The sequence below is a fragment of the Rhizobium aouanii genome (assembly GCF_037002925.1).
Lineage (GTDB): Bacteria > Pseudomonadota > Alphaproteobacteria > Rhizobiales > Rhizobiaceae > Rhizobium > Rhizobium aouanii.
In genome coordinates this window covers 69,930-82,589 of the sequence record NZ_JBAMYD010000021.1, presented here as the reverse complement: position 1 = coordinate 82,589, position 12,660 = coordinate 69,930, and the positions used below count along the sequence as shown (strand labels likewise).

General features: G+C 60.5%; 11 protein-coding genes. All 11 read left to right on the top strand.

Translation table 11 applies throughout. From position 1 onward, the window contains the following. Nucleotides 1-35 precede the first annotated feature (35 nt). Nucleotides 36-944 carry a flagellin N-terminal helical domain-containing protein gene (locus tag V8P77_RS29685; RefSeq protein ID WP_335915752.1) on the top strand — a complete coding sequence of 303 codons (909 nt, stop codon included), beginning with the start codon at nucleotides 36-38 and terminating at the stop codon, nucleotides 942-944. Between the two features lie 245 nt (nucleotides 945-1,189). Then, nucleotides 1,190-2,101 carry a flagellin N-terminal helical domain-containing protein gene (locus V8P77_RS29680; protein WP_168304751.1) on the top strand — a complete coding sequence of 304 codons (912 nt, stop codon included), beginning with the start codon at nucleotides 1,190-1,192 and terminating at the stop codon, nucleotides 2,099-2,101. Nucleotides 2,102-2,401: 300 nt separating this feature from the next. Next, on the top strand, nucleotides 2,402-3,364 hold the full coding sequence (locus tag V8P77_RS29675; protein ID WP_335915749.1) for a flagellin N-terminal helical domain-containing protein: 963 nt from the start codon (nucleotides 2,402-2,404) through the stop codon (nucleotides 3,362-3,364). Nucleotides 3,365-3,566: 202 nt separating this feature from the next. After that, on the top strand, nucleotides 3,567-4,196 hold the full coding sequence (locus V8P77_RS29670; protein WP_335915748.1) for a FliH/SctL family protein: 630 nt from the start codon (nucleotides 3,567-3,569) through the stop codon (nucleotides 4,194-4,196). Then, on the top strand, nucleotides 4,193-5,524 hold the full coding sequence (locus V8P77_RS29665) for a MotB family protein (protein WP_335915747.1): 1,332 nt from the start codon (nucleotides 4,193-4,195) through the stop codon (nucleotides 5,522-5,524). Before V8P77_RS29670 ends, V8P77_RS29665 begins: the two co-directional genes overlap by 4 nt. Nucleotides 5,525-5,528: 4 nt before the next feature. Further along, nucleotides 5,529-6,824 carry a chemotaxis protein MotC gene (gene motC, locus V8P77_RS29660; RefSeq protein WP_335915745.1) on the top strand — a complete coding sequence of 432 codons (1,296 nt, stop codon included), beginning with the start codon at nucleotides 5,529-5,531 and terminating at the stop codon, nucleotides 6,822-6,824. Then, entirely contained in the window at nucleotides 6,821-8,257 is a 1,437-nt protein-coding gene (gene fliK, locus V8P77_RS29655; protein ID WP_335915743.1) for a flagellar hook-length control protein FliK, read from the top strand. Before motC ends, fliK begins: the two co-directional genes overlap by 4 nt. Beyond that, the gene (locus V8P77_RS29650; RefSeq protein WP_335915741.1) at nucleotides 8,205-8,762 is read left to right on the top strand and encodes a transglycosylase SLT domain-containing protein; all 558 of its coding nucleotides are present in this window, start codon (nucleotides 8,205-8,207) and stop codon (nucleotides 8,760-8,762) included. The genes fliK and V8P77_RS29650 overlap by 53 nt, the downstream gene beginning before the upstream one ends. A 280-nt stretch (nucleotides 8,763-9,042) precedes the next feature. Next, nucleotides 9,043-9,714 carry a transcriptional activator Rem gene (rem, locus tag V8P77_RS29645; protein ID WP_003545558.1) on the top strand — a complete coding sequence of 224 codons (672 nt, stop codon included), beginning with the start codon at nucleotides 9,043-9,045 and terminating at the stop codon, nucleotides 9,712-9,714. A 125-nt stretch (nucleotides 9,715-9,839) separates the two neighbouring features. Then, nucleotides 9,840-11,150: a flagellar hook protein FlgE gene (locus V8P77_RS29640; protein WP_335915739.1), complete on the top strand. Its 1,311-nt coding sequence runs from the start codon at nucleotides 9,840-9,842 to the stop codon at nucleotides 11,148-11,150. Nucleotides 11,151-11,169: 19 nt separating this feature from the next. Then, entirely contained in the window at nucleotides 11,170-12,657 is a 1,488-nt protein-coding gene (flgK, locus tag V8P77_RS29635) for a flagellar hook-associated protein FlgK (RefSeq protein WP_335915738.1), read from the top strand. Nucleotides 12,658-12,660 lie beyond the last annotated feature (3 nt).

Here is a 12,660-nt window from a genome sequence, read left to right as displayed (position 1 = left end):
CTTCTTAAAATCTGCCAACAAGGGGCAAGCAAACTATGACGAGCATCAACACCAATAACGCTGCAATGGCAGCCCTCCAGACTCTCCGTGGCATCAACCAGGGTCTCCAGGAAACCCAGGCTCACGTTTCGTCCGGCTATCGCGTCGGCAAGGCTTCCGACAACGCTGCTTACTGGTCGATCGCAACGACCATGCGTTCGGACAACAAGGCACTTTCCGCCGTCTCCGACGCTCTCGGCCTCGGCGCTGCCAAGGTCGACACCGCTTACTCCGCCATGGACAGCGCCATCGATGTCGTCGGCGACATCAAGGCCAAGCTGGTTGCCGCCACTGAAAACGGCGTCGACAAGGCCAAGGTCCAGGAAGAAATCAGCCAGCTGCAGCAGCAGCTGATGAGCATCGCGCAGTCGGCTTCCTTCTCCGGTGAAAACTGGGTTGCCGGCGCTGACGGCACCAAGAACGTCGTTGCCTCCTTCGTCCGCGACGGCTCCAACGCCGTTTCGGTCGTGATGACCGAATACGTTCTCGACGACAGCTCCACGGGCAACGTTCTCTTCGGCATGAGCGGCGGCTCGGTCGAAACCTCCTCGGGTATCCTCGGTACTTCGAGTGGTGCAACCGGTTCTGTCTACGCAATGGACATCACCGACTTCACTCTCGGCGAAATCCAGTCGGCTCTGACCAACGTTGAAGCGGCTCTGAAGGCCATGACCAGCGCCGGCGCTCAGCTCGGTTCGATCTCCAAGCGCATCGAACTGCAGGAAAACTTCGTGTCCGCTCTCAGCGACTCGATCGACTCCGGTGTCGGCCGTCTCGTCGACGCCAACATGGAAGAAGAATCCTCCAAGCTCAGCGCCCTGCAGACCCAGCAGCAGCTGGCCGTCCAGTCGCTGTCGATCGCGAACTCCTCTTCGCAGACCATCCTCACGCTGTTCCGCGGCTAATAACCCGCAGAAACATCGGCCCGCCGGTCTCCGGCGGGCATCTCGGAATCGCCGCGCTTCAATGGAGCGCGGCTTTTTTAATTTCCGTTAACCGTTGATTAACCATAATGCTGTCTTCTGCGGTCAACGAGACGGAGAGTTAACCAAATTTAAGAACCGGTTAACAGGCATGAGGCTGCTTCCCGTTCCCGGTGGCTTTCCGGAATGTCCCTTTTTTCCATATGCCGACAAGGGGCAATCATTTCATGACCAGCATTTTGACGAACGTCGCGGCGATGGCCGCTCTTCAGACACTCCGCGGTATCAACGACAGCCTTGAGACGACGCAGAACCACGTATCGTCGGGTTACCGCGTCGAAAAGGCAGCCGATAACGCCGCCTACTGGTCGATCGCCACGACCATGCGTTCGGACAACAAGGCTCTCGGGGCTGTTTCCGACGCTCTCGGTCTCGGCGCCGCCAAGGTCGACACCGCTTACTCTGCCATGGACAGCGCCATCGACGTCATCAGCGAAATCAAGGCGAAGATCGTCGCCGCGACCGAAAACGGCGTCGACAAGACCAAGGTCCAGGAGGAGATCAGCCAGCTGCAGCAGCAGCTCCTGAGCATCGCGCAATCGGCTTCCTTCTCCGGTGAAAACTGGGTTGCCGGCGTCGACGGCACCAAGAGCGTCGTTTCCACCTTCGTCCGCGACGGCAACGGAAATGTCTCGGTCAAGACGACGGACTATGTCCTGGACACGAGCTCCACGGGCAACGTCCTCTTCGGCATGACCTCGGCCGGCGTGATCGACACGAGCTCCGGCATCATCGGCACATCATACGGTACGATCGGCTCGATCTACTCGATGGACATCAGCACTTTCGGCTCGGCTGAGATCTCCATGGCCCTGACGTCGATCGAGGCCGGCCTGGAGGCGATGACCAAGGCTGCATCGCAGCTCGGCTCGATTTCCACGCGCATCGAGCTGCAGGAAAACTTCGTCGGCGCGCTCAGTGACTCGATCGAATCGGGCGTCGGCCGCCTCGTCGATGCCGACATGGAAGAGGAATCGAGCAAGCTGACGGCGCTGCAAACGCAGCAGCAGCTGGCCATCCAGTCGCTGTCGATTGCCAACTCCAGCGCTCAGAACATCCTCACGCTGTTCCGCAGCTAAATCAGGCGCTGAAGCTGGACCCAATCTTGCGCCGTCGTCTGGCAAGAAGCGCAAAGCATCCCGGACCGCGCCCAAAATGGCGCGGTTCTTTCTTTTATATCAATGCCTTGGTCGGCATTGCGATCGCTGCGTCAGGCTCAGTGCTGCGCACTTGCCCAACAGGTTGGTATCGAGTTAACTTCGCCTCGAGTTGATTTGCTTTTGCGACACGCCGGTAGAAACCCTGCCGGAGGCATGACGCCACTTCAGTCGCCGCCGGCAATCCGGCCTGCCCTTTCACCCCGATTCCGAGACCTGTCGATGACCGTTAAGATTACCAACGCGGCCGCGGTGAATGCGCTTGCGGTGCTGCGCAGCATCAACAAAGAAGCCAACCAGACCCAACAGCAAGTGTCCTCGGGATATCGTATCGAGACGGCCGCCGACGATGCGTCCTATTGGTCGGTCGCGACCGTCATGCGCTCGGACAGCACCAATCTCGGAACGATCGGAGATGCGCTCGGTCTCGGTGCTGCCAAGGTGGATGCGACCTACACGGCGATGAACTCGGCGATCGATCTCATAGGCGATATTCGCGCCAAGCTGGTTTCGGCAAGAGAGCCCGGCGCCGACAAGGACAAGATCAACGCCGAGATCAGCGAATACAAAGAGCAGTTGCAGACGATCGTTGAATCGACATCGTTTGCGGGTGAAAACTGGCTGTTGAACGGCGACACCGCTGCGCCGCCGACGTGGTCGGTCATCTCTGGTTTCGTGCGCGCTCCGACCGGCGAATATCAGGCCCAGACCATCGATTTCCCATCGTCGCAGACCATCCTCATCGACAAGAACAATGCGAGCGGCGGCCTGCTGACCAAGTCGGTCGATGCCAATGCGATCAATAACAGTGGCGCGACGTCGCGGAATTATTATCTGCTGGACGCCGACTCCACCACGCCGGCGACGGGTACGGAAATTGCGATCGACAACAACACGACCGGTGAGCAACTCACCGACATGCTTGACGTCACCGACGCGCTTCTTTCCTCGCTGACGGCGACAGCCGCGTCCATCGGCGTGATGAAGACGCGCATCGACGATCAGATCGACTATACCGCCGATCTGGCCGATTCGATCGACAAGAGCGTCGGCGCGCTCGTCGACACCGACATGGACGAGGCTTCGATCCGGCAGAAGGCGATCGAGACCCAGAAGCAGATGGCCGTCGAAGCGATCTCGATCCTCAATACGGCCGCAAGCAAGATCCTGATCCTGCTGGAATAGGGGTGGGCGCGATCACGGGTGGCGGCGCCGCCATTCATCCTCGCGCAAGTTTGACTTCCTAGTTTCCGGGATGAAGGCATCGTCCGAATCCGTGCCGGCGCAAGGTTAGGCCCTTGCCCGTTCCGAAGGGATGCCGGCGCGCAAGGTCACTTTGAGCGGGGGCGGGCATGCTGCATGCCTCCCGAATGCTGGATGGTTTTTTATGAGCATTACGCTTTCGCGGTATTTGAAGGATTTCGGTGAACCGGAATCGTCAGCGCCGATCCTCGACATGAACGATTTCGGCGGCGACGATTTCCCCGAAATGCCGAGCGAACCGGCGATCGACGTCGAGGCGGAGCGCCGCGAAGCCTATGCGGAAGGTCATGCCGCAGCGACCGTGGAATTGACCGAGAAATACGAACGCGAGGCGCGGACGCTGGCGGAGGTCCATGCGCGTGAACTCGAGGAACTGAAGCTGCGTTACGAAGTCGAGGCTGCGGCGGTCATTGCATCCCGCATCCGCGATATTGCAGAAGAGGTCGCTCAGATGGTCAGCGCCGGCGCTGCCCAGGTCATCGCGCCTGTGATGACGGAAGCGCTCGCGGCCAAGGCTGTCGAAAGCCTCGCCGCCCTGCTGCGTGATGCGATCCTCGAAGGCGCGGCCGGAGCGATCGTCGTCAGGGGCCCGACCCGGCTTTTCGATATATTGAAGGCTGAGCTCGGCGAACATGCCGGCGGGGTTCGCCACTTTGAGATCGACGATATCGATCTTGCCATAGAAATCGGTGATTCCGTCATCGTCACCCGTATGTCCGCCTGGGCGGCCAGCTTGAAGAAAGTTCTGGAATGAGCGAAGGCGAAAACCACCACCACGGCAAGAACGAGATCATCATCGTCAAGAGACATGGCGGCGGTGATCACGATGGCGCCCATGGCGGTGCGTGGAAAATTGCCTATGCCGACTTCATGACGGCGATGATGGCGTTCTTCCTGGTCATGTGGCTGGTCAATGCCGCCAACGAGGAGACCAAGGCCTCGGTCGCGACCTATTTCAATCCGATCAAACTTTCCGACGAAAAGCCGACCGAGAAGGGCCTGAAGAAGCCCGTCGACAATGCCGAGGGTGAGGAGAAGCAGGAGAAGTCGAAACAGAAGGAAGAAGATCCGAACGACGGCAAGGCCGTGGCGGATGGTGACGACCAGACATCGACCTCCGGCGACCAAACCAATTATTCCGAGGCCGATTTCTTCGAAAACCCTTATTCGGTTCTCGCCGAGATCGCCCAGGAAGTCGGCCAGCAGGCCAATGTCAGCGCCAAGGGTGATGGCGGTGCCGCCGATTCCGGCCCGGCCACCGGTGCCGATGGCGGCGAGGCCTATCGTGATCCCTTCGATCCGGACTTCTGGACGAAGCAGGTCGAGGTCACGACGGCCGGCAAGCCGCTACCGCCCGGCAAGAGCGACGACCAGGCGGTCGAGAGCGAGGCGACCGAGATCGCCAAGCTTGAGGACGCCAAGCCGATACCGCTGACCACCGATCAGAAGGCTGCCCAGGAAACCAAAGAAACGAAGGAAACCAAGGGCGCGGTCGAGGCCAAGGACGGCAAGACGCCGGGTGGCAAGTCGCCCGAAGACAAGAAGGCCGAAGCTCAGAAGGACGCCGATCATCAGAAGGATGCGGACAAGAGTGCCGCCGAGGCCGAACAGCAGCAGCAAAAGGAAGCCGAGCAGCTGCAGGCGCAGATCGCCCAGCAGATCGGCGGCGTGGCCGGCAAGCTCGCCGAAGGCCTGACCGTGACGGCGTCCGAAGGTGGATTCCTGGTCAGCATCTCCGACCAGGCCGACGATTCGATGTTCAATATCGGTTCTGCGGTTCCGCGCCAGGAGATGGTGCTGGCCATGGAAAGGATCGGCGCGATCCTGAAGGAGAGGGGTGGTGCGGTTGCCATCCGCGGCCACACGGACGGTCGCCAGTATAAGGGCGCGCAGAACGAGAACTGGCGGCTTTCGATGGACCGCGCTCAGAGCGCCTACTACATGCTCGTGCGCGGCGGGCTCGATGAGAAACGCATCTCCCAGGTCTCAGGCTTTGCCGACCGTCGGCTGAAGCTGCCGTCTGACCCGTTCAACGCCACCAACCGCCGGATCGAGATTCTGGTGCAGGCGGATCAAGGATAGTCGAATGGCGCGTCGGCAGCATCGTTATGTCGGATTTGTGGCTCTCGGCCTGGCGATGCTTTCGCCGGCCGCAGCCAAAGCGCAGGATCCAGACGATCTCGCGCCCTACAAAATGCTGCGGTCGCTGCAATTCGTGCAGGATTCCGTCGTTACCGGCGATCATTCGGCCGGTGAGATGCAGCGCTTCATGCTGGGCACGATCGACACGCGGCTGCGCACCGTCGAACCGTCGATCTTCGACGACGACCGCAACGTCGACGCAGCGCTGATTTACACGATGAGCGGCGGCAATCCGCAGACGCTCGAATATCTGATCGCCCACGACGTCAACGGCTATTTCGACAACCGTGTCACCGACGTGCTGCGCAAATATCTGAGCGGCAAGGGCCTCCTCGTCGCCAAGACGCTGCAGGAGACGGCCAGGGAATATCGCGACAAGAAGATCGGCCCCTATCTTGCGCTGATCGGCGGCAACGTGCTGATCGCGACGAAACCGACAGACGCGCTGGATCTCTACGACCAGGCGCGTCTTGCCGCCCCGGGTACGATCGTCGAGGAGGCGGCGTTGCGCCGCTCCGTCGCCATTTGCGTCGACAAGGGGATGCTCGACAGGGGAATGGCCTATTCGCAGCGCTATGTCCGTCGCTTCCTGCATTCGCCCTATGCCAGCCAGTTCGCCGATCTTTTCGTCACCCTCGTCGTCGGCCACGATCACGACGTAAAGCCGCAGGATGTCATCGACATCCTGTCCTTCATGGACGCACCGCGCCAGCGCGAGGTTTATCTGCGCATCGCCCGCGCCGCCGCTATATCAGGCAAGCCGGAGCTGGCGCGCATGGCGGTCGGACGTGTGCAGTCGCTTGGCGGCGGCACCGACAATGCTTTCGGTCCGCTCGCGGATTTCTATGGCGGCATGGCCGGCCTTCCCACGGAGGATATCGATCAGGCAGCAAAGAATGTCAGCGGCATCGACGGCAGCGCGCTGTCGCCACGGGATCAGGCGTTGCAGGAGGCGGCGCGATCCGTTGCCGAGCAGATCCTGCGCGCTCCCGACCCGGCAAGCTTGACGCAAGCCTCCAATCCTAACACTGATCATCAAGAAATCACTTCTGAAAAGGCTGCGGCGATAGCCATGCAACCGGGAGCGCCAGGCGCACTTCCCGAGCCTGTTCCGGGAGGTGTGGCATCGACTGGCCAAAGCCAGGATACCGACCCCTCATTCAACGCATTTGTGACGACCAATCGATCCAAGCTCGACGAGATCGACGGTCTTCTGGCGCAAGAAGGCAACGAACAATGATGGATATAAACGTCTCGGGCGGAGCCTCCGGTACGGAGACGGCTGCGGTTGCGAAATCCGCGCGATTGGCCGGAAAAGGTGATGCTGCTGACGGCCAGAAGAGTGGCTTCTTCGACGCACTTGCCAAGGCAGGCAGCGATGCCGTCAATGGCGAGCCCGACGATGTGCAGCCGGATCAGGGCGTGGCTGCCGACGGCGGCGCCGAGAAAGTGGCGCGGACGATCCGCGGCCGCAGCGGTGCAAAGCCGTTGATCGATCTTAGCGACGCCGCGCTGAAGGCACAGGCCGAGGTGCAGCCGGAAACGATCGCCAGTGTTGAAAAGGCCGCGACAAAGCCCGTAAAGGCTGAAGTCAAAATGCCGGCCGATCTCGCCTTCGGCAAGCTCGATCCGAAGGACAGTCCCGCAGACGAGGTCGCTCCGGCAGCCAAGGGCGGCAAACATACCAAGGCCGGCGCGCTGGAAACCGATACGGACAAGGCCAGCGACGATGATGACGGCGGCATTTCCGATGTTCTGGGTCTGCTGAAGCAGGAGCCTGCCGACGGGACCGTGACTTTGCCGGCGACCACCGCGCATCACGTCTCCGCCAAGGTCGACGAGGCTGGAGCGGTCGACAAGAAACTCGATGGTATCGAAGCCAAAGCGGGCGGCCATGCGTCCGACGCTCTTGCTGCCGTCAGCGGCAATATCGAGAGCGGCAAGGCGGATGATGCCAGGGTTCCCGGCTCGGAGAATGCCGAAGCCGCCGATGGCAAGACATTCAGGATCAGCCGCGCCGATGGCCGCGGCGTGTCGATGGATGTCCACATCGGCACGGATCAGGCGGGGCCGAAAGATGGTTCGAAGAAGGCCGATGTCGAAAACGTTTCGGTGCTCGAATCGCGCCGCTATATCGGCCTGATGCAGAATACGAATTCCGCCGCCGTCACCGCCGCTCTCTCCGGCGATTCCGAATGGGCGCGCGCCATGGAGCCGAGCTCGGCGCTCTCCAACGCGGCGGAATGGACGAGCACCGGCAAGGTGGTCAATACGTTGAAGATCCAGATGAACCCGCTCGATCTCGGCCTGGTGACGGCGACCATGCGCCTGTCCGGCGACGCTCTGAACGTCGACCTCAAGGTCGAAACCGGAGCGGCCTATCGTCAAATGAAGGAAGATCACGGCAAGATTCTCGAAGCTCTGCGCAGCCAGGGTTACGCGGTCGAAAACGTCACCATCAGCATGGCACCGGTCGAGCGTCCCGACGCAGGCAACCAGGGCCAGGCTTCCCAGCAGCAGTCGCTCCCTCAGCAGGGGCAGGGCGGCGAGGCGCGCGAGCGCCACAATCAGACGGCGCAGCGGACGGACGGGGGCTTCAATGGCGCAGGCGATACCAGTATTGAAGACACTCGTTCTGGCGGCAGCAGCGACACTGGCGGCGTTTACCTCTGAGGCGATCGCCTCCACCGGCGCCTGCGAACGCGAGATCCAGTCGGCAGCGGCCAAATACGGTATCCCGGAAGGCATCCTCTATTCGGTTGGGCTGACGGAGACCGGCCGCAAGGGCTCGCTCTATCCCTACGCCATGAACGTCGAAGGCAAGGCGATCTTTCCGCCCTCGGAGCAGGACGCGATGCGGCAGTTCGATGTCGCCCGCAGCAGCGGCGCCAAGCTCATCGACATCGGTTGCATGCAGATCAACCATTACTTTCACGGCGAGAATTTCCGCTCCGCCGAGGAGATGTTCGATCCTCATCGCAACGTGGAGTATGCTGCAAAATTCCTCCGCAATCTACATGACCGTCACGAGACATGGACGATGGCGGTAGCCAGATACCATGCCGGACCGAACAACAATCCGGCGCAGAAGCAATATGTCTGCCGCGTCATCTCCAATCTCGTCGCCACCGGCTATGGCAAGTGGACTCTCAATGCGAGTAACTTTTGCCGAAATTGATTCAACCAAAGATGGAAGAGGCGTATTGTGACGAAACTGTGTCACAATGTGGCAGGAATCCGGCGTGAATCCCGTGCGCAAGTCATATTTAACTGACCGTTAACTTTTCCACGAAATTTTTGTGTGCATAATCAGGCGTACCCACTAGATATAGATCAAATCGCTACCCAGATCTTAATCAATTATTAGTTTCTGCCATTAACTTTAACGAGTTGTCGCCGATTCGTGCGATTCGTACCCATAGATCATCGAAGTGCCACACTGATTCGGAGGCGGACGAATGATCGTAGTGGTTGATGAGCGTGAGCTCGTGAAAGATGGATACACATCTCTGTTCGGGCGTGAGGGCATTCCCTCCACCGGCTTTGATCCGGCGGAATTTGGCGAGTGGGTACAGACCGCCGCCGATTCCGATATAGCTGCAGTCGAGGCCTTTCTGATCGGTCAGGGCCAGCGCAACTTCGAACTGCCCCGGGCGATCCGGGATCGGTCGATGGCGCCGGTGATTGCGGTCAGCGACCAGCACTCGCTCGAAAACACTCTTGCGCTTTTCGATTGCGGCGTCGACGACGTGGTGCGCAAACCGGTGCATCCCCGCGAGATCCTCGCAAGGGCGGCTGCGATCCGGCGCCGGCTGAAGGCGATCACCAATTACACCGAGATCGGCGGGATCCGCGTCTTCTCGGATGGCCGTGACCCCGAGATCAACGGCGAAGTCTTCGCACTTCCACGGCGCGAGCGCCGCATCCTCGAATATTTGATCGCCAATCGCGGTCGCCGGGTCACCAAGACCCAGATCTTCAATGCCATCTACGGCATCTTCGATGAAGAGGTCGAGGAGAACGTCGTCGAAAGCCACATCTCGAAGCTGCGCAAGAAGCTGCGCAAAAAGCTCGGCGTCGATCCGGTCGATTCCAAGCGCTTCCTTGGTTACTGCATCGATTGGGCCTGATTTCTCGGCCGGGCGGCGGCGCCCGGCTGAACTTCGATATCTGGCTTCGCAGCTCGCATGACAGACAGCTTCACGCAAGGCCCGGCAAATACTCTCGTGCATAACAGGTAAAACGAGGTTTTCAGATGAGCATTTTCGGCAGCATGAAGACGGCAGTATCGGGGATGAACGCTCAGGCCAACCGCCTCAGCACCGTCGCCGACAACATCGCCAACGTCAACACCACCGGTTACAAGTCTGTGTCGACGAGCTTCTCGTCGCTGGTTCTGCCCTCCTCGGGCGGCAATTACAATTCCGGCGGCGTTCAGACCTCCGTTCGCCAGGCCGTCTCCGACCAGGGCGATATTTCCTACACCACCTCGGGCACCGATCTCGCAATCTCGGGCGACGGCTTCTTCATCGTCCAGGGTGTGGACGGTACGCCGGTTTTAACCCGCGCCGGTGATTTCACCAAGGACGATGAAGGCAATCTCGTCAATGCCGCCGGCTTCCAGCTGATGGGTTATTCCTATGACTCCGGCTCTCCCGCCGTCGTCGTCAACGGCTTCGACGGTCTCGTTCCCGTCAATGTCAACCAGGAAGGGCTGACCGCCATCGCCTCGACATCAGGGGTCTTCAAGGGCAACCTCGATTCCGGCGCCAATGTCGCTCCGGTCGCTCCTGCGACGCTCCCGAGTGACAACGGCGCTACCGGCACCCCGACAACCGACACCAAGAAGTTCTCGATGGTCGCCTACGACTCTCTCGGCAACAAGGTGATGTACGACTTCTACTTCACGAAGACCTCGGTCACGACACCGCCGCCGGCAACTCCTGCGACTGCCAGTACTTGGGAAGTTGCGATCTTCCGCAACGCCGATGCCGCGACGGGCGGCACGACCTCCTTCCCTTACAGCACCGCCGCTGTCGGCACGACCACGCTCGATTTCGACGCCACTGGAAAAATAACCAACTCGACGGGCGCCGTAACGATCGACGATACGGCGACGACCGGCCAGATGATCGACATGGATCTCACGGGCTTCACGCAGCTCGGCGCCGATTTTGCCGGCACCGGTACGCCGAACGGCCAGGCCGCAAGCCCGGTGAAGGACGTCACGATTGACGGCGACGGCATCGTTTACGCCAAGTATGAAGACGGCAGCACCAAGCCGCTCTATCGCATCCCGCTCGCCAATGTTGCGAGCCCGGACAAGCTGACGCTGATGAGCGGCAACGTCTACAGCGCCAACGGCCAGTCGGGCGTCACCGTTACCGGCTTCCCGCAGACCAACGGCCTCGGCACGATCAAGTCAGGCGCTCTCGAAGGTTCGAACGTCGACCTCGCCGGCGAGCTGACCGAGATGATCGAATCGCAACGCAGCTATACTGCCAATTCCAAGGTGTTCCAGACGGGGGCCGACATCATGGACGTCCTCGTCAACCTCAAGAGATAAGCAAGGTACCGGGTAAGCCATGTCGCTCACGTCAGCACTTAATACCGCGCAGAGCATATTCAACAATACGGGCACTCAGAGCAGTGTCGTATCGAACAATATCTCGAATGCCGGCAACAAAGATTACGTGCGCCGGCAGGCGATGCTCACCACGTCCTTGAATGGCGCGCAGGTCGTCAAGATCGACCGGGCGCAGGAAGAAGCGCTGCTGCGCCAATACCTGAAGACATCCTCTCAGGACAGCGCCCAGCAGGCATTGCTCGGCGGTCTCGAGGACCTGAAGTCGATCGTGGGTGGCAACGATTACGAAACGTCGCCATCCACCTATCTCGGTGTTTTCCAGCAGAAGCTTCAGGCTTTCCGCACGACGCCGGGCAGCACCGTCGCCGCCCAGGGCGCCATCACCGCCGCCCAGGACGTCGCCAACTCGCTGAACAATGCCTCGCAATCCGTTCAGAACGTCCGCGCCACCGCCGACAAGCAGATCGCCACCGACGTCGAGAAGCTGAATACGCTTCTCAGCGACTTCGAGAAGGCCAACAACGCGGTGAAGACCGCCACGGCCTCGGGTGCGGATGCATCCGGCGCCCTCGACGAACGTGAGAAGGCTCTCAAGCAGATTTCGCAGATCGTCGGCGTCAACACAACGACGCGCGACAATAACGACATGGTGCTGAGCACGTCTGACGGGACGATCCTCTTCGAGACGATCCCGCGCAAGGTGACGTTCAAGTCTCAGGACGTCTATACCGCGACCATCACCGGCAATTCTGTCTATATCGACGGTGTGGCACTTCCGCGCGGCAGCGGATCGACGACGACGGCGCAGGGAAGCCTTCAGTCGCTCCTCCAGGTCCGCGACGAAATCGCCCCGAACTTCCAGAAGCAGCTCGACGAAGTCGCCCGCGGCCTGGTCTCGCTCTTCAAGGAGCAGAACACGGCAGCCAGCCCGACCTATGTGCCCGGCCTCTTCACCTGGAGCGGCGGCACGGTCGATACCGGCGCCACCGCGGTTGCGGGCATGGCGGCGAGCATCAGCGTCAGCAGCCGTGTCATTACCTCGCAGGGCGGAGATCCGATGCGCCTGCGCGACGGCGGCATCAACTTGACCGGCCTCGTCCTGAACGCCGACGGCGCCAGCGGTTATACGGATGAACTCGATCGCCTGTATACGGCGATGAGCTCCGATATGGATTTCGACCCAGCAACGGGAACGGCAGTCGGTTTCGACGCCACGACCGGCATCGATTCAAATGTCAGCATCATGGAATTCGCCACGAATTCCCTTGGCTGGCTCGAGCAGTACCGCAGCAACGCCACGACGGCGGCGGAAAACACCTCGGCGGCGCTGTCGCGTTCCGACGAAGCCTATTCCAACGAGACGGGCGTCAACCTCGACGAGGAGCTGACGCTGCTCCTCGACATAGAGCAGTCCTACAAGGCGGCGACCAAGATCCTGAACGCCGTTGACGAAATGTTGAAGTCATTGCTGGATATTGCGAGTTAAGCC